The organism is Aeromonas sp. QDB30 (assembly GCF_027707645.1).
Taxonomy (GTDB): domain Bacteria; phylum Pseudomonadota; class Gammaproteobacteria; order Enterobacterales; family Aeromonadaceae; genus Aeromonas; species Aeromonas caviae.
Genome location: NZ_JAPCIY010000014.1, coordinates 1 through 25,788 on the forward strand (window position 1 = coordinate 1; position 25,788 = coordinate 25,788).

General features: G+C 62.0%; 23 protein-coding genes. 1 reads left to right on the plus strand and 22 read right to left on the minus strand.

The window, feature by feature from the left end; genetic code table 11:
* Positions 1–130: 130 nt before the first annotated feature.
* Positions 131–4,024 carry a phosphoribosylformylglycinamidine synthase gene (gene purL / locus PG896_RS06485; protein WP_270835541.1) on the minus strand — a complete coding sequence of 1,298 codons (3,894 nt, stop codon included), beginning with the start codon at positions 4,022–4,024 and terminating at the stop codon, positions 131–133.
* Between the two features lie 149 nt (positions 4,025–4,173).
* Here purL and mltF point away from each other — a divergent pair, with 149 nt between their 5' ends.
* Positions 4,174–5,667, plus strand: a complete 1,494-nt coding sequence (gene mltF / locus PG896_RS06490; RefSeq protein ID WP_042016648.1) for a membrane-bound lytic murein transglycosylase MltF — start codon at positions 4,174–4,176, stop codon at positions 5,665–5,667.
* Between the two features lie 322 nt (positions 5,668–5,989).
* Here the strand turns inward: mltF and PG896_RS06495 are convergent, their stop codons facing one another.
* The 21 genes from PG896_RS06495 to ubiT form a co-directional block, all read right to left on the minus strand.
* A complete protein-coding gene (locus PG896_RS06495; RefSeq protein ID WP_039038718.1) occupies positions 5,990–6,220 on the minus strand; it encodes a zinc ribbon domain-containing protein in 231 nt (76 codons plus the stop codon).
* Positions 6,221–6,343: 123 nt separating this feature from the next.
* Positions 6,344–7,840: a ribosome biogenesis GTPase Der gene (gene der, locus PG896_RS06500; protein ID WP_010675045.1), complete on the minus strand. Its 1,497-nt coding sequence runs from the start codon at positions 7,838–7,840 to the stop codon at positions 6,344–6,346.
* A gap of 74 nt (positions 7,841–7,914) precedes the next feature.
* On the minus strand, positions 7,915–9,099 hold the full coding sequence (gene bamB / locus PG896_RS06505; RefSeq protein ID WP_039038719.1) for an outer membrane protein assembly factor BamB: 1,185 nt from the start codon (positions 9,097–9,099) through the stop codon (positions 7,915–7,917).
* The gene (locus PG896_RS06510; RefSeq protein WP_010675047.1) at positions 9,092–9,742 is read right to left on the minus strand and encodes a YfgM family protein; all 651 of its coding nucleotides are present in this window, start codon (positions 9,740–9,742) and stop codon (positions 9,092–9,094) included. The genes bamB and PG896_RS06510 overlap by 8 nt, the downstream gene beginning before the upstream one ends.
* Positions 9,743–9,745: 3 nt before the next feature.
* Positions 9,746–11,023, minus strand: coding sequence for a histidine--tRNA ligase (gene hisS, locus PG896_RS06515; RefSeq protein ID WP_103857949.1), 1,278 nt, complete (start codon positions 11,021–11,023; stop codon positions 9,746–9,748).
* Positions 11,024–11,161: 138 nt separating this feature from the next.
* Positions 11,162–12,292 carry a flavodoxin-dependent (E)-4-hydroxy-3-methylbut-2-enyl-diphosphate synthase gene (gene ispG, locus PG896_RS06520; protein ID WP_010675049.1) on the minus strand — a complete coding sequence of 377 codons (1,131 nt, stop codon included), beginning with the start codon at positions 12,290–12,292 and terminating at the stop codon, positions 11,162–11,164.
* Positions 12,293–12,302: 10 nt separating this feature from the next.
* Positions 12,303–13,223 carry a RodZ domain-containing protein gene (locus PG896_RS06525; protein ID WP_103857948.1) on the minus strand — a complete coding sequence of 307 codons (921 nt, stop codon included), beginning with the start codon at positions 13,221–13,223 and terminating at the stop codon, positions 12,303–12,305.
* A complete protein-coding gene (gene tapF / locus PG896_RS06530; protein ID WP_080768047.1) occupies positions 13,213–14,004 on the minus strand; it encodes a PilW family type IVa pilus biogenesis/stability lipoprotein TapF in 792 nt (263 codons plus the stop codon). The genes PG896_RS06525 and tapF overlap by 11 nt, the downstream gene beginning before the upstream one ends.
* A gap of 11 nt (positions 14,005–14,015) precedes the next feature.
* Positions 14,016–15,119, minus strand: coding sequence for a bifunctional tRNA (adenosine(37)-C2)-methyltransferase TrmG/ribosomal RNA large subunit methyltransferase RlmN (locus PG896_RS06535; protein ID WP_039038724.1), 1,104 nt, complete (start codon positions 15,117–15,119; stop codon positions 14,016–14,018).
* A gap of 167 nt (positions 15,120–15,286) precedes the next feature.
* Positions 15,287–15,715 (minus strand): nucleoside-diphosphate kinase, encoded by a 429-nt coding sequence (gene ndk / locus PG896_RS06540; protein ID WP_010675053.1) that lies wholly within the window; start codon positions 15,713–15,715, stop codon positions 15,287–15,289.
* 277 nt (positions 15,716–15,992) lie between these two features.
* Positions 15,993–17,276: an aminopeptidase PepB gene (gene pepB, locus PG896_RS06545; protein ID WP_041213015.1), complete on the minus strand. Its 1,284-nt coding sequence runs from the start codon at positions 17,274–17,276 to the stop codon at positions 15,993–15,995.
* The gene (gene pepB, locus PG896_RS06550) at positions 17,273–18,574 is read right to left on the minus strand and encodes an aminopeptidase PepB (protein ID WP_171865351.1); all 1,302 of its coding nucleotides are present in this window, start codon (positions 18,572–18,574) and stop codon (positions 17,273–17,275) included. Before pepB (PG896_RS06550) ends, pepB (PG896_RS06545) begins: the two co-directional genes overlap by 4 nt.
* A 157-nt stretch (positions 18,575–18,731) precedes the next feature.
* Entirely contained in the window at positions 18,732–19,070 is a 339-nt protein-coding gene (fdx, locus tag PG896_RS06555; RefSeq protein ID WP_005299781.1) for an ISC system 2Fe-2S type ferredoxin, read from the minus strand.
* A 1-nt stretch (position 19,071) separates the two neighbouring features.
* A complete protein-coding gene (hscA, locus tag PG896_RS06560; protein WP_128342275.1) occupies positions 19,072–20,919 on the minus strand; it encodes a Fe-S protein assembly chaperone HscA in 1,848 nt (615 codons plus the stop codon).
* A 28-nt stretch (positions 20,920–20,947) separates the two neighbouring features.
* On the minus strand, positions 20,948–21,466 hold the full coding sequence (gene hscB, locus PG896_RS06565; RefSeq protein WP_128342277.1) for a co-chaperone HscB: 519 nt from the start codon (positions 21,464–21,466) through the stop codon (positions 20,948–20,950).
* Between the two features lie 190 nt (positions 21,467–21,656).
* On the minus strand, positions 21,657–21,980 hold the full coding sequence (gene iscA, locus PG896_RS06570) for an iron-sulfur cluster assembly protein IscA (protein WP_010675058.1): 324 nt from the start codon (positions 21,978–21,980) through the stop codon (positions 21,657–21,659).
* A 15-nt stretch (positions 21,981–21,995) separates the two neighbouring features.
* Positions 21,996–22,379: a Fe-S cluster assembly scaffold IscU gene (gene iscU / locus PG896_RS06575; RefSeq protein WP_010675059.1), complete on the minus strand. Its 384-nt coding sequence runs from the start codon at positions 22,377–22,379 to the stop codon at positions 21,996–21,998.
* 54 nt (positions 22,380–22,433) lie between these two features.
* Positions 22,434–23,648 carry an IscS subfamily cysteine desulfurase gene (locus tag PG896_RS06580; protein ID WP_010675060.1) on the minus strand — a complete coding sequence of 405 codons (1,215 nt, stop codon included), beginning with the start codon at positions 23,646–23,648 and terminating at the stop codon, positions 22,434–22,436.
* Between the two features lie 52 nt (positions 23,649–23,700).
* Entirely contained in the window at positions 23,701–24,204 is a 504-nt protein-coding gene (gene iscR / locus PG896_RS06585) for a Fe-S cluster assembly transcriptional regulator IscR (RefSeq protein ID WP_025327241.1), read from the minus strand.
* Between the two features lie 94 nt (positions 24,205–24,298).
* Entirely contained in the window at positions 24,299–25,033 is a 735-nt protein-coding gene (trmJ, locus tag PG896_RS06590; protein WP_114522770.1) for a tRNA (cytosine(32)/uridine(32)-2'-O)-methyltransferase TrmJ, read from the minus strand.
* A 190-nt stretch (positions 25,034–25,223) separates the two neighbouring features.
* Positions 25,224–25,736 (minus strand): ubiquinone anaerobic biosynthesis accessory factor UbiT, encoded by a 513-nt coding sequence (gene ubiT / locus PG896_RS06595; RefSeq protein WP_114522784.1) that lies wholly within the window; start codon positions 25,734–25,736, stop codon positions 25,224–25,226.
* Between the last annotated feature and the right edge of the window lie 52 nt (positions 25,737–25,788).

Here is a 25,788-nt window from a genome sequence, read left to right on the forward strand (position 1 = left end):
GCATATGGATTTAGGGACTCAGAATACTTTTTTCTGAAAATCAAGGCGGCCTTCCCCGGAAAGCCGCGATGAACCTAAAAAAACCGGCCACGGGGGCCGGTTCTGATTCGGAGCTCAAGTACGCGCGGGATTAACCCAGGCGAACCCGAGCATTGCGGAACATGCGCATCCAGGCGCCATCCTCGCCCCAGTTGTCCGGGTGCCAGGAGTTGGCCACGGTGCGGAACACCCGCTCCGGGTGCGGCATCATGATGGTGGCGCGGCCGTCCGCACTGGTCACCGCGGTGATACCGTCAGGGGAGCCGTTGGGGTTGGCCGGGTATTGCACGGTGACGTTGCCGCGGTTGTCCACGAAACGCAGCCCCACCAGACCGCTCTGTTGCAGCGCAGCCAGGTGAGCAGCATCGCGCACTTCCACGCGCCCTTCCCCGTGGGAGACGGCAATCGGCATCACGGAGCCCGCCATCCCGGCGAAGAAGGCGGACGGGGAGTCCTGCACTTCCACCAGGCTAAAGCGCGCCTCGAAGCGCTCGGAACGGTTGCGCACGAAGCGCGGCCAGAGATCGGCCCCCGGGATGAGGTCACGCAGGTTGGACATCATCTGGCAGCCGTTGCACACCCCCAGGGAGAGGGTATCGCCGCGCTCGAAGAAGCGCTGGAACTGCTCACGGGCGTTGTCGTTGAACAGGATGGACTTGGCCCAGCCTTCCCCCGCCCCCAGCACGTCGCCGTAGGAGAAGCCGCCACAGGCCACCAGGGTCTGGAAATCTTCCAGCTTGATGCGCCCCTCGAGGATGTCGCTCATATGCACGTCCACCGCAGTAAAACCGGCGCGGTCAAAGGCGGCCGCCATCTCCACGTGGGAGTTGACCCCCTGCTCGCGCAGCACCGCCAGACGGGGAGAAACCCCGCGAGCGATATAGGGCGCGGCCACGTCGTCGGACGGGTTGTAGGTGAGCCTGGCCTGCAAACCCGGATCGGTGGCGTCCTGGCGGGCGGCATGCTCCTGATCGGCGCACTCCGGGTTGTCACGCAGGCGCTGCATCTGCCAGCTGGTCTCGCCCCAGATGGTGCGAAGGGCGGTGCGGCTGGCGCGATACACCTCGCTGCCGGCACGCTGGAACAGGATGAGGTCGTCTTCGCGCACCGTGCCCAGCACATGGGAGCAGGCTGCCAGACCGTGACCGGCCAGCAGGGTCAGCACCGCTTCCTTGTCTTCGCGACGAACCTGGATGACGGCCCCCAGCTCCTCGTTGAACAGGGCCGGCAGCAGGTCGCCACCCACGCGATCGAGCTGGATATCGAGGCCGCAGTGACCGGCAAACGCCATCTCGGTCAGGGTGACGAAGAGGCCGCCGTCGGAGCGGTCGTGGTAGGCAATCAGCTTGCGATCCGCCACCAGCGCCTGGATGGCGTTGAAGAAGCCCTTGAGCTGGACCGGGTTGTCCAGATCCGGGGCACTTTGCCCAAGCTGGCGGTAAACCTGGGCCAGGGCCGAGGCGCCGAGGCGCTGCTTGCCGTTGCCAAGGTCGATGAGGATAAGGTCGGTCTCACCGAGATCGGTGCGCAGTTGCGGGGTCACGGTATTGCGCACGTCCTCGACCCGGGCAAAGGCGGAGATGAGCAGGGAGAGCGGCGAGGTGACGCTGCGCTCTTCCCCATCCTGCTGCCAGCGGGTCTTCATGGACATGGAGTCCTTGCCCACCGGGATGGTGATGCCAAGGGCCGGGCAGAGCTCCTCGCCCACCGCCTTCACCGCCTCGTAGAGACCCGCATCTTCCCCCGGGTGACCGGCGGCGGACATCCAGTTGGCGGAGAGCTTGACCCGCTTGAGGGAGCCGATATTGGCCGGTGCCAGGTTGGTCAAGGCCTCGGCCACCGCCATGCGGGCGGAGGCGGCATGAGAGAGCAGCGCCACCGGGGTGCGCTCGCCCATGGACATGGCTTCACCGTGGTAGCTGTCGTAGGTCGCGGCGGTGACGGCGCAGTCAGCCACCGGGATCTGCCAGGGGCCGACCATCTGGTCGCGGTTGACGAGGCCCGTTACGGTGCGATCGCCGATGGTGATGAGGAAGGACTTCTCCGCCACGGTCGGCAGGCGCAGCACGCGCTCTGCGGCGTCGCCGAGGGTGATGCCGTCCAGTTGCAGCGCCTTGCCCTGGGCAGGCAGGCTCTGCACGTCGCGGTGCATCTTGGGCGCCTTGCCAAGCAGCACGTCCAGCGGCAGACCGATGGGCTGGTTGTCAAAGTGATCATCAGAGAGAGTGAGATGCTTCTCTTCGGTGGCGGTGCCGATGACGGCATAGGGGGCGCGTTCGCGCTCGCACAAGGCCTTGAACAGAGGCAGCTTGTCCTGGGCCACGGCCAGCACATAGCGCTCCTGGGATTCGTTGCACCAGACTTCCAGCGGGCTCATGCCCGGCTCGTCGTTCGGAATGGCACGCAGGTCGAAGCGACCACCGCGATCCCCGTCGCTCACCAGCTCCGGCATGGCGTTGGAGAGACCACCGGCGCCCACATCGTGGATGAAGACAATCGGGTTGTCGTCCCCCAGTTGCCAGCAGCGGTCGATCACTTCCTGGCAACGACGCTCCATCTCGGGGTTGTCACGCTGCACGGAGGCGAAGTCGAGATCTTCGGCAGACTGACCGGAAGCCATGGAGGAGGCTGCGCCGCCACCCAGGCCGATGTTCATGGCCGGACCACCCAGCACGATGAGGGCCGCCCCCACCGGGATCTCCCCTTTCTGGACGTGCTCGCTGCGGATGTTGCCGATACCGCCCGCCAGCATGATGGGCTTGTGGTAGCCGCGCACCTCGACGCCGTTGTGGCTCGGCACCTGCTCTTCGAAGGTACGGAAGTAACCCAGGATGGCTGGGCGACCGAATTCGTTGTTGAAGGCGGCGCCGCCAAGGGGCCCTTCCTGCATGATGTCAAAGGCGCTGACGATGCGGCTCGGCTTGCCGAAGTCCTGCTCCCAGGGCTGCTCGAAACCGGGGATGCGCAGGTTGGAGACGGAGAAGCCCACCAGGCCCGCCTTGGGCTTGGCGCCACGGCCTGTCGCACCCTCGTCGCGGATTTCGCCGCCGGAGCCGGTGGCGGCACCCGGGAAGGGAGAGATGGCGGTCGGGTGGTTGTGGGTCTCCACCTTCATCAGGATGTCGACGCGCTCCTGGTGATACTGGTACTCACCGTTGGCGGGGCTCGGGAAGAAGCGGCCACCCTGGCTGCCTTCCATCACCGCGGCGTTGTCTTTGTAGGCAGACAGGACATGATCCGGCGTCTGCTCGAAGGTGTTCTTGATCATCTTGAACAACGACTTGGGCTGCTGTTCGCCGTCGATGGTCCAGTCGGCGTTGAAGATCTTGTGGCGGCAGTGCTCGGAGTTCGCCTGGGCAAACATGTAGAGCTCGATGTCGTTGGGGTTGCGACCCAACTTGGTGAAGTTCTCCACCAGATAGTCGATTTCATCGTCGGCCAGCGCCAGACCGAGCACCACGTTGGCTTCGGCCAGGGCGGCGCGACCACCACCCAGCACATCTACCTGGGTAAAGGGGCGCGGCTCGTGGTGAGCAAACAGGGCGGCGGCCTCGTTCATCTCGGCAAAGACCACTTCCATCATGCGATCGTGCAGCAGGGCCGCGATCTCGCTACGCTGGGCCACGCTCAGCTCACCCTTGGCCTGCACATAATAGGCAATGCCGCGCTCCAGCCGCTTGACCTGTTTCAGGCCGCAGTTGTGGGCGATGTCGGTTGCTTTGGAAGACCAGGGGGAGATAGTGCCGGGGCGGGGGGTAACGAGGAACAGCTGACCGCTGGGGGTGTGTTCCGGGATGGTCGGGCCGTAGCGCAGAAGCTGGCCCAAGGTCGCTCGCTCGGGGGGCGACAGCGGGCTCGTCAGCTCGGCAAAATGCACGTATTCCGCATAGACGCTTGCTATCTCTACTCCTCTCTGTGCGCAGCTCTGCAGCAGCTTGTGGACACGAAACTCAGACAGTGCTGGGGCACCACGCAAGATTTCCATATACCTTTCTCACCAAGTTTTAGAGTGTGGGGGGATTTGAGACGCGCGTATTATAGGGATCAGGCCCATCCTGAACAAACGTTTTTCTCATCTCGCGCGGTGTGACTCCCTTCATACTCTCTGGTATAAAGGTGCCTCTTTTTTGACAAATGCCGATTTTTTCAACAAGGGTACTCACCTACTTGCGCTGCATTTTTCGACTGTTCATCGGGATGATGTTGACGCTGGCCCTGGCCGGTTGCGACTTCTACCACCCCTCCAGCCAACTGGAGCAGATCCGCCAGCGAGGCGAGATCCGGGTTGGCACCCTCTATGGCCCCACTTCCTATTACCAGCGTGACGACACCGCACTGGGGTTCGACTACGAGCTGGCGCAGCTTTACGCCGACTGGCTGGGGGTCAAGCTGACCATAGTACCGGCCTACAGCACCGCCGAGCTGGTCGAGCAACTGCAAAAGGGCAAGCTGGATCTCGCCGCCGCCGCCATCGTCGTGACCCCGGAGCGGCGCAAGCTGTTCCGCTTCGGCCCAGGCTTCTACCAGGTCTCCCCCAAGCTGGTCTATCGCAACGGCTCCTCCAGGCCCAAGAACCTCGGTGACATCAAGGGCAACATAGTGGTGCCGGCGGGTTCCACCGGCGAGGACCTGATGAAGGAGCTGGCCAAGCAGTACCCCAACCTGAAATGGAGCACCAATCGGGATGCGGACGTGGAGGAGCTGCTCAAGCAGGTTGCCGACGGCAAGGTGGACTACACGGTGGTGCAGGACACCATACTGGCCCGTACCCAGCGCTACTACCCCGAACTCACCGAAGGCTTGACCCTCGCCAGCAAGCAGACCGTGGCCTGGGCCATGACCAAGCTGCCCGACGACAGCCTCTACGCCAGCATCATCGACTTCTTCGGTCAGCGCTTCATGGATGGCGCCATCGCCAAGCTCGACGAGAAGTACTTCGGCCACGTACAGAACTTCGACTTCGTCGACACCCGTACCTTCCTGCAACGGGCCAAGAGCCTGCTGCCCAAGTACCAGGCGCTGTTCCAGACCCACGCCAAGGATATCGACTGGCGGCTGCTGGCCGCCATCAGCTACCAGGAATCCCACTGGGATCCCCAGGCTCGCTCCTACACCGGGGTGCGCGGCATGATGATGCTCACCGGCCCGACCGCCAAGGCGATGGGGGTAAACGATCGCACCCACCCGGAAGAGAGCATCAAGGGGGGCGCCCGCTACCTGCAGGAGATGATGGCGAAGGTGCCCGACTCGGTCCCGGCGGACGAGAAAGTGTGGTTTGCCCTCACCGCCTACAACATCGGCTACGGCCACATGATGGATGCCCGCCGCCTGACCAAGGAGCTGGGCAAGAACCCGGACGCCTGGAGCGACGTGAAAGAGGTGCTGCCCCTGTTGCAGCAGTCACGCTGGCATCGCAAGGTACGCTATGGCTATGCCCGTGGCGGCGAGGCGCGCAACTATGTCAACAACGTGCGCCAGTACTACCAGAGCCTGCTCTGGCTCGACAACGAACAGCAGAAGGCCCATCGTCGGGAGGAGCTGGACGAGGACGACAGCAGCGAGCCGGACGTGCAAGCGCAGCGTCCGGCCATCATCGCCGAAGTGGTCAAACAGATCATCACCCCCTAGCCTCGCCGGGGGTGTGTTTTCCTGCCCTGTTCTCTGTTACCATCCTTGGGTATACGAGGGGCGCTGGAGCGAACTTATTGCAATGTATTCATTGCGTTGCAGTTCCTGCCAAGGGCCCTTTCGACCCCACGCAAGACCAGGGAGGAGAACAGGATGCGAGCACGCAGAAGAGCCATGTTGGCCCGAAAAACCAAATGTGCCTGGAGCCCGAGACGCAAGCTCAAGCTGGCCGACATGAAACGCAAGATCTGGCACAGAAACCGCTCCTTCACGCTGCTGATAGCGGAGCACACAGTATAAACCCGGCATCAGCCGGGTTTTTTTATGCCTTGTCAGGCTGCGCTTCAAACAGAACGGTGCGCTTGGAGACCAGGGTGTTGCAGTGGTTGCAAAAATAATCCACCGCGCCGCAAGCCCGAAGCCGCTCCAGCTCCTGCCCGCAGGCAGGACACAGGGCCCGGATACGATAACGGGCCTGACATTGGCCACACGTCGTCTCGCGGCTGCGGCTGTCCAGTTCGCCCTGACAGGCAGGGCAGGTCAGCGTGTTCATTCTCTTCTCGACTCCTCTTTACGTCACTGTGCACCGGCGTCACTCGCAGCCCCTCCCCCGGTTTGTCTGCCCTGAGGAGGGCCATCAAGAAAAACGGCTGCCGGTAAGGGCAGCCGCAGGGCTTTATTTCTTCGCTTTGGCCTTGAGCAGGCGCTTGCGCTGGCGTTCCTGGCTCAGGGTCAGGGTGTTCTTCTTGCCCTCGAACGGGTTGACCGACTCCTGGAACTCCACCCGGATCGGCGTCCCCATGATCTTCAACGACTTGCGGAAGTAGTTGATGAGGTAGCGCTTGTAGGAGTCCGGCAGGTCGTTCAGCTGGTTGCCGTGGATCACGATGCGCGGCGGGTTGTAGCCACCAGCATGGGCATACTTCAGCTTGACCCGGCGACCATTCACCATGGGCGGCTGGTGATCTTCCTGGGCCATCTGCATGATGCGGGTCAGCATGGCGGTGCTGGTACGGCGGGTCGCGGACTCGTAAGCCTCGTTGATGGATTCGAACAGGTGACCGACGCCACTGCCGTGCAGGGCGGAGATGAAGTGCACCCGGGCGAAGTCGATGAAGCCCAGACGTCTGTCCAGCTCGTTCTTGACGTCCTCTTTCACCTTCTGATCCAGGCCGTCCCACTTGTTGACCACCAGTACCACGGAGCGGCCGCTGTTGAGCACGAAGCCGAGGATGCTCAAGTCCTGATCCGTGATGGTCTCCCGGGCGTCAATGACCAGCAGGCAGACGTTGGCATCTTCAATCGCCTTGAGCGTCTTGATGACGGAGAACTTCTCCACCGTCTCGTGCACCTTGCCACGGCGACGCACGCCGGCGGTGTCGATGACCACGTATTTCTGATCGTCGCGCTCCATGGGGATGTAGACGGAGTCGCGGGTGGTACCCGGCATGTCGTAGACGATGACCCGATCTTCACCCAGCATGCGGTTGGTCAGGGTGGATTTGCCAACGTTGGGGCGACCGACGATAGCAAATTTGATGGGCAGGTCGGCGAACGGCGTCTCCTTGGTATCTTCCCGGGTGTCGAGCTCACCGGCAGCCACCATGCGCAGCAGGGCCTCTTCGTCGAACTCCTCCAGCTCCTCTTCCTCTTGTGCCTCGGTGGCAGAGCCGACCAGGGTCTCGAGGTGGGGGGCCAGGGCCAGCTCCAGCAGGCTCAGTACGCCACGGCCGTGGGCGGCTGCCATCTGGTAGACCTCGCCCAGGGCCAGACCGTAGAACTCGGACACCGCGGAGTCACCGTCGATGCCGTCGGTCTTGTTGGCCACCAGAAACACCTTCTTGTGGGTCTTGCGCAGGTGCTCGGCGATAGCCTGATCCGCCGCGGTGAGACCGGCACGGGCATCCACCATGAAGAGCACCACATCGGCCTCTTCGATGGCCAGCAGGGACTGCTCGGCCATCTTCAGCTCGATCCCCTCCTCGGTGCCATCGATACCGCCGGTATCGACCACGATAAATTCCAGCTCGCCCAGCTTCGCCTGGCCATATTTGCGGTCCCGGGTCAAGCCGGGGAAGTCGGCAACCAGGGCATCCCGGGTACGGGTCAGGCGGTTAAACAGGGTGGATTTCCCCACGTTGGGGCGGCCCACCAGGGCAACTACAGGAGTCATAAAAGCCTCATTCTCAAGACGACAAAGGCTCCGGGTCCGAAGACCAGGAGCCGGATATTCACATTATCGGACGATCAAGGACGCTTGAGGGCGTACAATTTGCCGTCACGGCTCTGCACATACAGGGTGTCACCCTCCACCAGCGGAGCGGCATAGAGACCACTGCTGTCGAGCTGCTGCATGGCCTTGATGGTCCCGTCGGTACGGTCCAGCCAATACAGGTAACCTTCCACATCGCCGACCACCACATAGTCACCCAGGATGACGGGGGCGGTCACGGTGCGGTTTTCCAGCTGGGTGTTGGACCACAGCTCGAGACCGTTGCGACGATCGACCGCAAACAGATGGCTGCGGCTGTCGGTCAGCACGATGGCATTGCCGGTCACCGCCATGTCGCGATAACCGGAATACTTGCGCTTCCACACTTCGTCTCCGCTCATCAGCTTGCGCGCCATCAACTGGCCGTTGTAGGCGATGGCGTAGAGCTCATCACCGGCAATCAGCGGGCTGGCATCGACGTCCACCATCCGATCCAGTTCGGTGGCGCCGCGCGGGTCAGCCACCTTGGATTGACGCACCGGCTGACCGTTGCTCAGCAGGGCGATGCCCACCTTGCCATCGGCGCGGCCATAGATGACGGCACCGTTGGTGATGATGGGGGCGCCGGCACTGCGCAGGGTCAGGGGCGGCTGCTCTTCGGACAGGGTCCACTGCAGCTTGCCCTCGTCGGTATCGAGCGCCACCAGGCGACCGGAGGTGGTCAGCACCACCACGCGGCCATCCTCGACGGCGGGGCTCGCCACCACTTCCCCCGGCACCGTGGTCTGCCACAGCACTTCGCCGTTGGCCTCGTTCAGGGCGTAGACCACCCCGTTTTCGGACCCGAGGAACAGCTTGCCGTAGCGGGAAACCAGGCCGCCGGAGAGACGGGCGCTGCGCTTGTCGGCGTTGATGGGCAGATCTGCCAGATCCACGCTCCACAGCTCCTTGCCGCTCTCGCGCTCGAAGGCGGTCACATCGCCATCACGGGCCGCTGCATAGATGCGGTCCTCTTCCACCACCGGCTTGAGCTGGGAGTAGAAGTTGCCGATGCCATCCCCGACCGAGGAGGACCAGGCGGTATCGGCAGTGAACGCGGACTCGACCTTGGGCAGGGGTGCCATGGGGTTGAGATCTTCTTCCGAACTGAACAGGGAGCAGCCCTGCAAGGCGAAGGAGACAGCCACCCCCAGCGCCATTCGCTTGTACAGATTACGCATCCGGAGCCTCGCCCGCAGTGACGGCTGGCAGCGCCAGATCATCCATCTTCAGCTTGAGTTCGGCGCTGCTCTGCAGGCCGCCGGCATCCGCCGCCGCCTGATAGGCATCGCGCGCTTCTTCGGCCTTGCCCTGCTTTTGCAGGATGTCGCCGCGCACTTCCGCCACCTGGGCCTTGAAGGCGTCGTTGTTGATCTTGCCAAGCTGGGCCAGGGCCTCGTCAGCCTTGCCCTGATCGCTCAGGACCCGGGCCAGACGCAGGGCGGCGATGGGCTTGATGCTGTCATCGCCACTGGCGGCCACCTGGGTCAGCTGCTCGGCAGCCAGATCCAGCTTGCCCGCCTTGACGGCGGCCGCAGCCAGTTGCAGGGCAGCCAGCTCGGCATAGGCGTCACCCTTGTGGGCGGTAATGAAGCTCTTTGCCTGCTCCAGAGCGGCGTCATCCCCCTTGGCGAGCTGGGCGGTCATCTCGTTGTAAGCCTGGGAGGCGGCTTCCTGGTTGTTCTGCTGCATCTCGTTGTAGTAGCGCCAGCCAAAGAGGCCGACCAAACCGATCACGGTCCCGGCGATCACCGAGGTGCCGTTCTCTTTCCACCAGTTCTTGATGACCTCAACCTGTTGTTCTTCAGTGGTATACACTTCCACAGCTTACTCTCCTTTCGCTGCCAGCAGGGCGATGGCGGCATAGACCGAGACGGTCTGTTGCTCGGCCTGGCCACGCAGATATTTGATGGTGATCTCCCCGCTTTGCACCTCGGTCTCCCCAAGGATCAGGGCAATGGCCGCGCCGCTCTTGTCGGCACGCTTGAGTTGTTTCTTGAAGTTGCCGCCGCCGCAGTGGCTCATGAGGCGCAAGTCCGGCAGAGCATCGCGCAGGCGCTCGGCCAGAGCAAAGCCAGCCTGCTCGGTCCCCTCACCCACCATGCAGAGATAGACATCCACCGCCGGGCGGATGTCAGCATTGAGCTCGAGGGTTTCAAGCATCAGCACCAGACGCTCCATGCCCATGGCAAAACCCACCGCCGGGGTCGGCTGGCCACCGAGCTGCTCCACCAGGCCGTCGTAGCGACCACCGGCACAGACGGTGCCCTGGGCCCCCAGGCTGTTGGTCACCCACTCGAACACGGTCAGGTTGTAGTAGTCGAGGCCGCGCACCAGACGCTCGTTCACCTCGAACTGGATGCCGGCCGCCGTGAGCAGGCGCTTGAGCCCTTCAAAGTGAGCCAGGCTCTCTTCGCCCAGGTGGTCGAACAGACGGGGGGCACCTGCCAGGATGGCCTGCACTTTCTCGTCCTTGGAGTCGAGCACCCGCAGGGGGTTGCTGTACATGCGGCGCTGGCTCTCTTCGTCCAGCTCGCTCTTGTACTGTTCCAGATAGGCGACCAGGGCATCGCGATAGGCAGCACGTTCGCTGCTCTGGCCGAGGGTGTTGAGCTGCAGGGTCACGTGATCGCTGATGCCGAACAGACGCCACAGGCGGTGAGTCAGCATGATGAGCTCGGCATCGATGTCCGGCCCGTTGATACCGAACAGCTCGACCCCGAACTGGTGGAACTGGCGATAGCGACCTTTCTGGGGACGCTCGTGACGGAACATGGGGCCCATGTACCACATCCGGCGTTCCTGGTTGTAAAGCAGACCGTGCTCGATGCCGGCACGCACGCAACTGGCGGTCCCTTCCGGACGCAGGCTCAGGCTGTCGCCGTTGCGGTCTTCAAAGGTGTACATCTCTTTTTCGACCACGTCGGTCACTTCACCGATGGCACGCTTGAACAGATGGGTCTGCTCGACGATGGGCATGCGCACTTCGCTGTAGCCATAGCTGGCCACGACCTGGCGCAGGATCTGTTCTACTTTCTGCCATACCGGGCTCTGCTCCGGCAGGCAATCATTCATACCGCGAATAGCTTGGATCTGTTTTGCCACGTTGATACTCGAGAAAAAGAGGTAAAATTTGGCCGCATTATAGGGATTTTCGACCCCGAGGTAAAATCGGGTGCCCGGATGCGGGATGTAAAATCAACAACCTAAAGCCGGGGCCACCCCAGGTGGCCCCGTCATGGTTCAACCTTTGTCCACCTGGATCTGGTTGGCCGGATCCAGCATGGCGGCCCGGGCACGGATGCGACGCTCCAGGGTCGGGATCAAATCCTTGTTGTCGAGCCGGTCGACCCGCTGGCCCCCCTCGTAGAAGGCACTCTTGTTGGCGGCCCCCGCAAGGCCGAGATCGGAAACCAGCGCCTCCCCCGGACCGTTCACCACACAGCCGATGATGGAGACATCCATCGGGGTGATGATGTCTTCGAGCCGCTCTTCCAGGGCGTTGACCGTGCCGATGACGTCGAACTCCTGACGGGAGCAGGAGGGACAGGCGATGAAGTTGATGCCGCGGGAACGGATGCGCAGGGATTTGAGGATGTCGAAGCCCACCTTCACCTCTTCCACCGGATCGGCGGCCAGGGAGATGCGCAGGGTGTCGCCAATCCCCTCGCTCAGCAACATGCCAAGGCCGATGGCGGACTTGACCGCGCCGGCGCGAAAACCGCCCGCTTCCGTGATGCCCAGATGCAGGGGTTGATCGATCTGCTTGGCCAGCAGGCGATAGGCACCGACTGCCAGGAAGACATCGGACGCCTTCACGCTCACCTTGAAGTTCTGGAAGTCGAGGCGATCCAGGTAATCCACGTGGCGCATGGCGGACTCCAGCAGCGCCTCCGGGGTCGGTTCGCCATATTTCTCCTGGAGATCACGCTCAAGGGAACCGCCGTTGACACCGATGCGGATGGGGATGTTGTAGTGACGGGCGCAATCCACCACCGCACGCACCCGCTCTTCGTTGCCGATGTTGCCCGGGTTGATGCGCAGGCAGTCGGCCCCGTACTCGGCCACTTTGAGGGCGATGCGGTAGTCGAAGTGAATGTCGGCCACGATGGGGATGCGGGTCTGCTGCTTGATGAGCTTGAACGCTTCCGCCGCCTCCATGGTGGGGACGGAGACCCGGACGATGTCGGCGCCGACCCGCTCGATCCGCTGGATCTGCTCGACGGTAGCGGCCACGTCCGTGGTCTTGGTGTTGGTCATGGTCTGTACCGTGATGGGGGCATCGCCCCCAACCGGCACGTTGCCGACCATGATCTGTCTGGATTTGCGACGAACGATGGGTGATTCGTGTGCGGGCTTTTCGTGAACAGACATGGCGGACTGATTACTCCTGCGGCAGTGAGAAGCGGGCAGTCCGGCCGTTGTTGTAACGGCTCATGTCGAAGGACTTGCCCTGATATTCGAGATTGACCGCCATGGGCGCGCCAATGATGAATCTGAGTGGCTCGGGTCCTTCCAGCACAAGCTCGTCGTTCGCCTTCTTCAGACCACTGAACAGGGTCTTGCCGTTGGCATCCTTGACATCCAGCCAGCAATCGGCGGTGAAGCTCATCTTGAGCTGGGGCGCCTTGGCGGGCTCGGTGGTCGTGCTCTCGGCAGTCGAGACCGCACCGGAAACGTCCGTCGGGACGGCTGCGCTGGCATCCGTAGCGACCACAGGCAGGGTCGCGGTGGCACCGCTCACCACAACCTGGGTGGACACGGCATCGGACGCTACGGGCAGCACGGGCTCGGCGACCTCCACGGCGGGGGCAACATTCGCTTCCGGCGTATTGACGGTCGCGCTCATCTCGGTCGCCGCCAGGGCGTCGTCACCGGCAGAGCGGCGCGCCGTGCTCTGCCACCACCAGGCGACGGAGAGCCCGATCAGCATCAGGATCACCAGCCAGGTCACCACCTTGAGCCGGCTGTCATTGGCCTGCTGGCGGGAGCGACGGGAGAAGCTCTGCATGTCGATGTTGTCGGGGGGAGTCAGCCCCAGCTTTTCGTAGGCGGCGAGGATGGTCTCCTCGGGGATGCCCACGAGCTTGGCATAGGCCCGCAGATAGCCACGAATGAAGGTATGGGACGTGTGCTTGTCATAGGTATCCGCTTCGATGGCGGCGATCAGGGTCAGACGAAGGTGAATGCGGGACGCAACCTGTTCCCGGGTCCAGCCGAGCTGTTCACGGGCGTTGCGCAGCAGCTGGCCTGGGCCCGCTGCCTGGGAGTCGTCTTGGAAATCGTGTGGCTGTTCAGTAGTCATTGGCTAAGTAACGCTTGGCTTGTTGCGAAGTGGGATATTGCCTTACCAGCTCAGTCCCGAATTGGTGAAGTAATGCCGGTTTGTCCATGGCCTGGGCCAGCCGCAGCCGGAGCCAGAGGCTCTCCTCGTTCTCCTCTGCCACGTCGGCAAAGCGCGCGAGGTAAGACTGGACATCAGGAAGCTTGCCATCTTTCATGGAAAGCTCGGCCATGTCCAGCAATAACCTAGGATTGCGGGGATTATACCCCAAGGCCAGACGATAATACTCGCCGGCCTTGTCATTTCTGTGATTTTGCATCGAGCAGAGCGCCGCATTCTCGTAGGTATCGGCGATCTTCACGTAATCGGGCTGGCTGACGGCCTGCAAGAACGCCTTTTCCGCTTCGTCGAAGCGGCCACGGTTGCAGAGGAAGGCGCCATAGTTGTTCATCGCGTCAGCATTGGACGGATCCATGGCCAGTGCTTTCTTGTAGCTCGCCTCGGCGGCCTTGAAATCCGACACCTGCTGGTAGAAATAGGCAAAACCGATGTAGACCTGAGGATTGTTGGGATCGTACTGAAGGGCGCGGTCGAGGTTGAATTTGGCCTGCTCGGCATTGCCCTGGCGCAGATACTGGATACCCAGATCGAGACGAGTCTGGGCGGCGGCCTTGAGGTCAGGACCCACTTCACGCTGGGTCGAATTCTGGCCAGCGTAAGTGGTCTCTGTGACACAACCTGGCAGCGCACAGAGCGCTGCCACTACGATCAATGTACGGATATCCATTTCCTGTCTATACAATGGCTTAGGAGTTAAACCATTTTGACGGAAATCCCATCCTGTTGCATCCGATTTTTCATGGTGCGCTTGGTGCGGTCGATCACCTCCCCCACCAGCTGCCCACAGGCGGCGTCGATGTCGTCACCACGGGTCTTGCGCACGATGACGGTCAGGCCGTATTCCATCAGCACCTTGGAGAAACGGTCGATACGGCTGTTGCTCGGCTTGCCAAACGGGTTGCCCGGGAAGGGGTTGAACGGGATCAGGTTGATTTTGCAAGGGGTTTCCTTGAGGACCTTGGCCAGCTCATGGGCATGCTGCATGTCGTCGTTGATGTGGTCGAGCAGCACATACTCCACGGTCACCCGGCCGCCGTTGGCGTTGGACTTGGCCAGATAGCGGCGTACACCGGCAAGGAAGGACTCGATGTTGTACTTGTCGTTGATCGGCATGATCTCGGAGCGAAGCGCATCGTTCGGCGCATGCAGGGAGATGGCCAGGGCAACGTCGATCTGGTCCCCCAGCATGTCCAGCGCCGGCACCACACCGGAGGTGGAGAGAGTGACGCGGCGCTTGGAGATGCTGAAGCCGAAGTCATCCATCATCAGCTTCATGGCCGGTACCACGTTGGCGAGGTTGAGCAGTGGTTCACCCATGCCCATCATCACCACGTTGGTGATGGGGCGCTTGCCGCCCACCACTTTGGCGGCACGCCACACCTGGCCGATGATCTCGGAAACTTTCAGGTTGCGGTTGAACCCTTGCTGGGCGGTGGAGCAGAAGGTGCACGCCAGGGCGCAGCCCACCTGAGAGGAGACGCACAGGGTCGCGCGGTCCGCTTCCGGAATGTAGACGGTCTCCACCTCCTGATCGCCCACCTGCAGCGCCCATTTGATGGTGCCATCGGCGGAGCGCTGCTCACGGCTGATCTCGGGAGCACGGATCTCGGCAATGGCCTTGAGCCGCTCGCGCAGCGCCTTGTTGACGTTGCTCATCTGATCGAAATCATCACAACCGAAGTGATAGATCCACTTCATTATCTGGTCTGCCCGGAACGGCTTCTCGCCCAACTCGACGAAGAAGGCACGCATGGCATCCCGGTCGAGATCCAGCAGGTTGGTTTTTGTTTCGCTCATCAGGGGCCTCAGCTCACACACTTCATAAATTATCGGCTGACCTACGTCAGGGGGCGGCATTGTACAAATAATGGGTCTGGCTTTCCACCTGGAGAATAAGTGGATATTGGCAGGATGACCAAAAAACAAAAGGGAGCCGAAGCTCCCTTGGTCACCAGCAGACAACATCAGCCGCGCGGGCAGATCTCGTCGTCGGAGAAGAAGTAGGCGATTTCACGGGCGGCAGAGGCCGGGGCATCGGAGCCGTGGACGGCGTTGCGATCGATGCTCTCGGCGTAGCAGGCGCGCAGGGTGCCGGCCAGCGCCTCTTTCGGGTTGGTGGCGCCCATGATTTCACGGTGACGGCGGATGGCGTCTTCACCTTCCAGCACCTGTACCATGACGGGGCCAGAGGTCATGAAGCCGACCAGACCATCATAAAACGGCTTGCCCTGGTGCTCGGCGTAGAAACCGGCGGCCTGTTCGCTGGTCAGGTGCAGCATCTTGGCGGCAACCACTTTCAGACCGGCGCTTTCGAAGCGGCTGTAAATGGCACCAATCAGGTTCTTGCTGACCGCATCCGGCTTGACGATGGAGAAGGTACGTTCGATAGCCATTGAGTTCTTTCCTTAACTACAGAGTTTTATTGTAGGAATCCATGTTCGGCGGCGATTATACGTAAACAAAAAACGAAATAACACACAAAAAATCAACTTTTTGTTAAACAAAAGAATCCTTGAAACAACATGGTGACTCATCTTGTGCCAGGGCAGAGAGAAAAAATGTGCGCTTGCGCACGATCGGCATGCTAATGCCTCAAAACCGTATCAATTGCTCAGCAAAGCAGCACTGGAAAGGGCACCCTGAGGTGCCCTTGTGATGCCGTTCACTGACTCAGCGCGTCTCCGCCAGCAGGGTATGGGCGATGGTGCGCATCCCCAGGGTATTGGCCCCGGGCGCCCACAGACTATCGCCGTTTTCGCTGAAGCAGGCGGCGAGATCGACATGCAGCCACCCTCTTCCCTCATCAGGGACAAAGCGGGAGAGGAAGCCCGCCGCGTTGGAGGCGCCCCCCGGTCCGCCGCCCGGCACGGGGCGGCTGTTGGCGGTGTCGGCATAGTGGGACGGGCACTGCTGGCGATGCCAGGGCTCCAGCGGCAGCGGCCATGCTGGCTCCTGTTCCGCATCCGAATAGGCCATGGCGCGGCTCACCAGCCCCTTGTCCAGTCCAAACAGGGCGTTGTAACGCCCTCCCAGCGCCATCACGGCCGCCCCGGTGAGGGTGGCGGCGTCGATGATGAGCGGCGCACCAGACTCGCCGGCCAGTTGCAAGCCGTCGGCCAGGATCAGACGCCCTTCGGCGTCGGTATTGACCACCTCCACCGTGGTGCCGTTCTTGTAGGTGAGGATGTCACCCAGCTTGTAGGCATGGCCGGATACCAGGTTCTCGGCGCAGCAGAGGATGAGCTTCACCCGCTTGTCGAGGCCACGCAGAATGGCCAGCGCCAGCGCGCCGGTGACGATGGCGGCACCGCCCATGTCGTGTTTCATGGTCAGCATGCCCTGGGAGGTCTTCATGGAGTAGCCGCCGGAATCGAAGGTGATCCCCTTGCCCACCAGGGCGGCAGCTACCGGCGCCTTGGGATCCTTGCCCGGATTGAAATCCAGCTCCAGCATCACGGGCTCGCGGTCACTGCCACGACCCACTTGATAGAGACCGACCCAGCCCGCCTGTTGCAGCGCCTCTCCCTTGAGGATGCGATGGCTGATCCGGTCCGGTGCCAGCTCGGTGAGGAAGGCGGCGGCTTCGACCGCCAGCTCCAGCGGCCCCAGCTGCTCCGGGGTGGCGTTGGTCATCTCCCGCACCCAGCGCCCGCACAGCCAGCGCGCCTCCAGCTCCTCCCTGTCCTCCTCGGACGAAGTGGCCCACTGCAACCCCACTTCCGCCTTGGGCGTCTGCAGCCCCTGGGCAAAGGCCCACTGCTGCTCCCGCTCCCAGTGGCCAGCCAGCACCACCTGCTGGATCCCCTGGCTGCACAGGCGCCGCGCCGCCTGCTGGATATCCAGCAAGGGAGTGGCGCTCACCAGATGGATCACCATGCCGTCGGCACGGTGGGAGAGCAGTGCCCCCTCCCCCCACTCGGCCGGTGCAAACTCTCGGCTCAACCAGACGTTCATGCGCACACCTCCTGCAGCCAGCGGGCAATCGTGCGAAGACCATGGCCCTTGGCCCCGGTCGCCCAGAGATCATTGCCCGACTTCTGATAGGAAGCGGCCAGATCCAGGTGTACCCAGCCCCTGCCTTCGTCACGGACAAAGCGCGACAGGAAAGCCGCTGCGGTGGTGGCACCGGCAGTGCCTTCGGCGGACGCCACGTTGCCCAGCTCGGCAAAGGCCGAGGTGAGCTGGCCTGCGTGCCAGGGTTCGAGCGGCAGCGGCCAAGCTTTCTCGTTTTCGGCGTTGGCGGCAGCCAGCGCGCGCACCTGCTCCGCCTCATCAAGGGCAAACACGGCATTGTAGTCGCGGCCCAGCGCTGTCTTGGCGGCGCCGGTCAGGGTAGCGGCGTCGAGGATGTAGGCAGCCCCGCTTTCGCTCGCAGCCAGCAGGCCGTCTGCCAGCACCAGGCGACCTTCCGCGTCGGTATTCTGGATCTCGACCGAGATGCCGTTGCGATAGGTGAGGATGTCGCCGAGCTTGAAGGCGTGGCCGGAGACCAGGTTCTCGGCGCAGCAGAGGATGAGCTTGACCCGCTTGTTCAGGCCACGGCTGATGGCCAGCGCCAGGGCGCCGGTCACCATGGCGGCGCCGCCCATGTCGGACTTCATCGGCAGCATGTTGTCGGAGGACTTCATGGAGTAGCCGCCGGAATCAAAAGTGATCCCCTTGCCCACCAGCGCCGCGACCACGGGGGCGTTGGCATCCCCGGTCGGGTTGTAGTCGAGCTCCAGCAGCACCGGCTCGCGCTCGCTGCCACGGCCCACCGACCAGATCCCGATATGACCCGATTCACGCAAGGCTTCGCCAGCGGTGATGCGGGCGGTCACCTTGTCACCGCCAAGGCTGCGAATGAGCAGCAGAGCGGACTCCGCCAGGCTCATGGGGTAGATGGCTTCCGGGCAGCCGTTGGTCACCTCGCGCACCCAGTGGGTCGCTTTGAGCAGGGCGGCGAGTTCGGCCGCTTCCTGCGCGCTCTGTTCACCAAAATCGAGCTCGCGAACCCCCTTGGCGGCATAGAAGCCCTGGGCAAAGGCGTAACGACGCTCCCCATTCCACCCCTCGCCCACCAGCTTGATGCGCTTGATGCCGCTCGACTCGAGGCGTCTGGCAGCGCGCTGGATGGCGCGCAGCGCCTCCTTCTCCTGGCCAGCGGCCAGATGGAGATGGGCCTCGTCCCCGTTGAAACTGAGCAGGGCACCCTCGCCCCACTGGGCGGCGGCAGCCTGGGACGACAACCTTACGTTCATCATGTCAGCCATGTTCTCTTGCTTCCTTTTTATTGGCACTTTCATCAACGAATAGGGAAATCACGGGCACAAAAAAGGCCGCTCCCTCAAGGGTCACGGCCTTCACCATATCATTACTGCACCATGAGATGCTGCACGCGCAATTCACTCATGTGTAATTAAGGGGTCATCAGTGGCGCTCAGACGCCAGATTCAGGGTGTACTTGGGCAGTTCCACCACCAGATCCTCGTCCGCCAGTCTGGCCTGGCAGCTGAGACGGGATTCCGGCTCCAGCCCCCACGCCTTGTCCAGCATGTCGTCTTCCAGCTCGTCGCTCGGCTCGAGGGAGTCGAACCCTTCCCGCACCACGCAGTGGCAGGTGGTGCAGGCACAGGACTTCTCGCAGGCGTGCTCGATCTCGATGCCATTGCGCAGCGCGATATCCAGAATGGTTTCACCGGTCGCACCTTCGAGGGCCGCGCCGTCCGGACAGAGCTCGGGATGGGGCAGAATAATCAGTTTTGGCATATCACACCTTGTTGACGTTTTGTCCGGTCAGCACCTTGCGGATGGAGGCATCCATCCGGCGGGCTGCAAATTCGCCACTGGCAGCGTCCGCCGCCTCGATGGCCTCTTTGATCTGGTTGGTGGTGCCCGTGCTGCGCATGGTCAGCAGATGGGCGATGGCGGCATCCAGCTCGGCCCGCTCGGCGGGGCTCAATAAAGCCTCGCCATCGGCGGCCAGGGCGGCGTTGAGGCTCTCGACCACCCGGTCGGCCTCGACCTGCTGCTCCGCCAGCATGCGGGCGTCCATGTCCTGCTGGGCATTGGCGATGGAGGCGCTCAGCATGTTGAGGATGTCATCCTCACCCAGTCCATAGGAGGGCTTGACCTGGATCTCGGCCTGCACGCCGGAGGATTTCTCCATGGCGCTGACCGACAGCAGACCGTCCGCATCCACCTGGAAGGTAACGCGAATGTGGGCCGCCCCCGCCGCCATGGGCGGAATGCCGGTCAGGGTGAAGCGGGCCAGGGAGCGGCAATCGGCCACCAGCTCGCGCTCTCCCTGCACCACGTGGATGGCCATTGCGGTCTGGCCATCCTTGAAGGTGGTGAACTCCTGGGCGCGGGCCACCGGAATGGTGGTATTGCGCGGGATCACCTTCTCGGCGAGGCCGCCCATGGTCTCAAGACCGAGGGAAAGCGGGATGACGTCCAGCAGCAGCATCTCGGCGTCGGGCTTGTTGCCCACCAGGATGTCGGCCTGGATGGCGGCACCGATGGCCACCACCTTGTCAGGGTCAATGCTGGTCAAGGGGGTGCGGCCGAAGAACTCGCCCACCCGCTCGCGCACCAGCGGCACCCGGGTCGAGCCACCGACCATCACCACTTCCAGTACCTCTTCCTGCTCGAGACCCGCATCGCGCAGGGCGCGCCGACAGGCCTGCAGGGTGCGCTTGACCAGGGGCTGGATCAGCTCGTCAAACTGGCTGCGGGTGACGGTACCCTGCCAGCCGGCAAAGGTGCAGGAAACGGCATCGGCATCGGTGAGGCCGTGCTTGATGCTGGCCGCCGCATCCAGCAACTCGCGCTGGGTACGGGCATCGAGCTGACCGGACAACCCGGCTTGCTCTTTGAGCCAGTCCGCCAGCAGATGGTCAAAATCGTCACCACCGAGTGCCGAGTCGCCACCGGTGGCCATCACCTCAAACACCCCGCGATGCAGGCGCAGGATGGAGATATCGAAGGTTCCGCCACCCAGGTCATAGACGGCGATCACCCCTTCCTGACCCGAGTCGAGGCCATAGGCGATGGCCGCCGCCGTGGGTTCGTTGAGCAACCGCAGCACATGCAGACCGGCCAGTCTGGCCGCGTCCTTGGTGCCCTGACGCTGGGCATCGTCAAAATAGGCGGGCACCGTGATGACCACGCCGTCGAGGTCTCCCCCGAGGGACGCGGCACCGCGCTCGGCCAGTTTTTTCAGGATCTCGGCCGAGACCTGCACCGGGTTGACCAGCCCCTGGCGGGTCTGCAACTGGGGCATGCCCGTCTCGGTAGCCACGAACTCGTAAGGCTGCTGACGGGTATCGATATCGGCCAGCGCCTTGCCCATCATCCGCTTGACCGAGACGATGGTGTTGTGGGGATCGAGGGCCGCCTCACGCTTGGCATCGAAGCCAATCCGGATGGTATCGGCCTGGTAATGGACCACGGAAGGCAGCAGATCACGCCCCTGCTCGTCACAGAGGGTGTCGGCCTGGCCGCTGCGCACGGCGGCGACCAGGGAGTTGGTGGTGCCAAGATCGATGCCGACGGCACGTTTATGCTGGTGAGGCGCGGCGCTCTGGCCTGGCTCGGCAATTTGCAGTAATGCCATGGGTAATCACAATTCCTGCGTTAGAGGGTCAAGACTCGAACAGCGAGTCTTCGAATCGTTCCAGCTCCTCGAGGAGCTTGTCGACAAATTTGAGCTTGCGAACGCAATCCGCCGCCTGCAGATCCTCACCCCTGGTGAGAGAGTCGGTCAGCCGTTGCATCAACGCCTGGTGATCATGCCTGATCTCCTGGCGAAAATCCTTGATGGCCCCCTCAGGGTCGGCGTCGCCCTTGAGATCAGCCAGCCGCTCTCGCCACTCCAGCTGTTGCATCAGAAAGGCAGGATCTTGCAGTGTCTGCTGCTCGCCGCGAATATCGGTGCCCCGCAAGGAGAGCAGGTACTCGGCTCGGCGCAAGGGGGCCTTGAGGGTGGTAAACGCATCGTTGATCTGGGCAGCACGCTGCACGGCAGCAAGCTGCTCCCGCTCGGGGGCAGTCGCAAAACGATCGGGATGGAACTGGGTCTGCAGCTGACGATAGGTGTCAGCCAGTTGGCGAGTATCGAGCTCGAAGCCCTCAACCAGCCCGAACAGCTCGAAATGATTCATCCTTCGTCCTCAGACAATAGCGCTGGGAGTGCAACCACACTCGTCTTGAACTTGAAAGCAGTGGCATGGACTGGCGTCCACACCACTGTGTTGATGAGCAAGGTGTTGATCACAAGAGACTCGCCGCAACAGGGCTCACCCTTGGGGCTGCGAGGCGTTGCAAACATGGGCGATCGGTCAATCGAACCACTTACACGCTGAAGCTTTCGCCACAACCACATTCGCCCTTGGCATTCGGGTTGTTGAACTGGAAGCCCTCGTTGAGGCCTTCCTTCACGAAGTCCAGCTCGGTGCCATCCAGGTGGATCAGGCTCTTGGCATCCACGATGATCTTGACGCCTTTCTGCTCGAACACCTGATCCTCGGCAGCCAGCTCATCCACGAACTCGAGCACATAGGCAAGGCCAGAACAGCCGGTCGTCTTGACGCCGAGGCGCAGGCCGATACCCTTGCCCCGGTTGATCATGAAGGAGGAAACCCGCGCCGCTGCGGCATCTGTCATGGTTATGGCCATACTGCTCTCCGGACCTTAAAGACCTTTCTTCTGCTTGTAATCGGCGATGGCGGCCTTGATGGCATCCTCCGCCAGAATGGAGCAGTGGATCTTCACCGGCGGCAGCGCCAGCTCTTCGGCGATGTCGGTGTTCTTGATACCGGCCGCTTCGTCCAGGGTCTTGCCCTTGACCCACTCGGTCACCAGGGAGCTGGAGGCGATGGCGGAACCACAGCCGTAGGTCTTGAACTTGGCATCTTCGATGATGCCATCGTCGCTGATCTTCAGTTGCAGCTTCATGACGTCACCACAGGCCGGTGCACCGACCATGCCGGTGGCGACGCTGGGATCGTTCTTGTCAAAACCACCGACGTTGCGGGGATTCTCGTAGTGGTCGATTACTTTTTCACTGTAAGCCATATCTAACTCCTGCTAATTCCGTTGTTCACCAGACCCTTGCCATGCTGGCAAGGATCAGTGATGTGCCCATTCGACCGTGTTCAGATCGACGCCATCCTTGAACATCTCCCACAGGGGGGACATCTCGCGCAGACGACCGATGGAGTCGCAGATGAGCTTGATTGCGTAGTCGATCTCTTCTTCGGTGGTGAAGCGACCGATGCTGAAACGGATGGAGCTGTGTGCCAGCTCGTCGTTCAGACCCAGGGCGCGCAGCACGTAGGAAGGTTCCAGGCTGGCCGAGGTACAGGCAGAACCGGAAGAGACCGCCAGATCCTTCAGTGCCATGATGAGGGACTCCCCTTCCACATAGGCGAAGCTGACGTTCAGGTTACCCGGTACACGCTGATCCAGATCCCCGTTGATATAGACTTCTTCGATGTTCTTGATGCCATCCCACAGACGCTGGCGCAGGGCCATGATGTGCTGGCTCTCGCTCGCCATCTCTTCCTTGGCGATGCGGAAGGCTTCCCCCATGCCGACGATCTGGTGGGTTGCCAGGGTACCGGAGCGCATGCCGCGCTCGTGGCCACCGCCGTGCATCTGGGCTTCCAGACGAACACGGGGCTTGCGGCGCACATACAGGGCGCCAATGCCTTTCGGGCCGTATACCTTGTGGGCGGACATGGAGAGCAGATCGACCTTGAGCGCTTCCACGTCGACCGGGATCTTGCCCACGCTCTGGACGGCGTCCACGTGCAGCAGGATCTTGCGGGAACGGCACAGCTCGCCGATGGCAGCGATGTCTTGCACCACCCCGATCTCGTTGTTGGCGTGCATGATGCTGACCAGGATGGTGTCATCACGCAGGGCGCCTTCGATCTGCTCAAGAGTGAAGAGGCCATTGGGCATGGGCTCAAGGTAGGTCACCTCATAGCCTTCACGCTCCAGTTGGCGGCAGGTATCCAGCACGGCTTTGTGCTCGGTCTTGGAGGTGACGATGTGCTTGCCCTTGCCGGCGTAGAAATGGGCGATGCCCTTGATGGCCAGGTTGTTTGACTCGGTCGCACCGGAGGTAAAGACGATCTCGCGCGGATCCGCGCCGATCAACTCTGCCACTTGATTACGGGCCAGATCCACCGCCTCTTCGGCCTGCCAGCCGAAACGGTGGGAACGGGAGGCTGGGTTGCCGAACAGGCCGTCCATGGTGAGGCACTGCATCATTTTTTCTGCGACACGCGGGTCCACCGGACAGGTTGCCGAATAATCAAGGTAAATAGGCAGTTTCATCTTTTTCTCCGTTACGACGGGGTCACACAGCGACTCGTCGTGGAAAGCACGTTTATAGTTGGACTTTCAAGCTCACATCACCGCGTTCGGCCCGATCAACCAGGGACAACACGGTCTTCATTTGTTCATCTTGCTTGCCGGCGATACGGCGCACATCGGCCTGACCAACCAGCTCGGCCAGGGTGATATCCCCCAGGAAACTGGAGATGCGTTCGCTCAGATCCCGCCACAAGGAGTGGGTCAGGCACTGGGTACCACCGTGGCAGCCCCCTTTGCCGAGGCACTTGGTCGCATCGACCGATTCATCGACCGCGGTGATCACCTGACCGACCGAGATCTCGCCAGGGGCCAGACCGAGGCGATAGCCGCCACCGGGGCCACGTACGCTGCTCACCAGACCATGTTTGCGCAGACGAGCAAACAGTTGTTCCAGATAGGACAAGGAGATGCCCTGGCGCTCTGAAATATCAGCCAGGGGCACGGGCCCCTGCTCTGCATGCAACGCCACGTCGAGCATGGCTGTCACCGCGTAACGTCCTTTTGAGGTCAGTCTCATATGCCTTACCGTCTTGCGAACCAATCAATATGTGGCATATGGTCACATACCCGACTAAATCAGTCAAGTATATGCTTGAGTAAATCAGTCGGGATTAATCCTGTGCCCTGGACTTCTGGACAGAGGTGAGAATGCCCCGCAGGATGTTCAACTCCACCGCTTCGGGTCTGGCCCGATTGAATAGACGACGCAGTTTGCTCATCACATGGCCTGGATGGTCATCGGCAATGAACCCCGTCTTTTGCAGCGTCTGCTCCAGATGCTGATAAAACCCTTCCAGTTGCTGGGCGCTGGGGTACTCGACCCGCTCATCCTCCGGGGCCGAATGCTCCTGGTTCTGTACTTCCAGCCAGCGCATCCGCACCTCGTAACAAAGGGTCTGCACTGCCATGGCCAGATTGAGGGAGCTGTATTCTGGATTGGCGGGAATGGCCACATGGAAGTGGCATTTTTGCAGTTCGTCATTGGTGAGGCCGGTACGTTCACGGCCAAACACCAACGCGACCGGGTGCTCCATGCCCTCGGCAACCAGCTTCTCGCCCGCTTCACGGGGATCCAACATGGGCCAGCTCAGGGTGCGGGAACGTGCACTGGTGCCGATGACCAGACCACAGTCGGCAATGGCTTCATCCAGGGTCGGCACGATACGAGCGCGAGCCAGGATATCGCTGGCCCCCGCCGCCAGGGCGACGGCCTCCTCATCCGGCTGGGTCTGGGGATCGACCAGCACCAGTTGAGTCAGCCCCATGGTCTTCATGGCCCGCGCTGCGGATCCCATGTTGCCGGTGTGAGAGGTGTTTACCAACACGATACGAATCTGATCCAACATGCCCAGTCAATCTTCAGTCAAAAATGGCGCGCAATTGTAACATAACCAATCGCTATTTTGGCACCGCTTCCGACCAGGCATTTCTGCACAAACAGGCAGATGACGCCTTCCCACCCTGCGTGGTCACGCTGACAGTGGGGTACTGCGGCTCAAGCTCACCTGTTCCGCAGCACTCGGGCAAGAAAACGGCTCAGCCCATTGTCGCGGCAGTGGGCACGTGCGTCTCGCGGGCCCGCTCGATAAAGCTCGCCAAATCCATCAGGGGGTATTTCATCAATCCCAGCCCGTCCAGATCCAGGCTGTCCATCAGATTTTTCACCTCCAGGCCCAACTCGGTATCCCCCTCTATCTTCAGCCGGCGCTGGAAGAAGAGGGAATCCGGGTCTTCACGGCGCCCGGCGATCAGAACAAGATCCTGGCTATTGCCGCTGAAACAGACATCGGCGTGCTCACACTTCCTTGCCACCACCAATTTGCCCTCCCGCTCGCTGATAAACCAGCATAGCCCCAGATCGCTGACTTCCACTTTCAGCCACTTGCCCGCAAGAAACGCAAATTCCCCCTCTTCGATGGCCTCCCGGAATACCCTGCCCAGCAGGGCCTCCATCAGGTTTTGTTGCAGCGGGAAGGGCACCAGCTTGAGGGGGTGGCGCAAGAGACGGGGTGCCTGTTCAACCAGGCGACGTTGCAGATGTTGAAACACGATAAACTCCCAGTTTTTTGCGCATTCAAGCACAGCCCCTTCGGCAAGATCC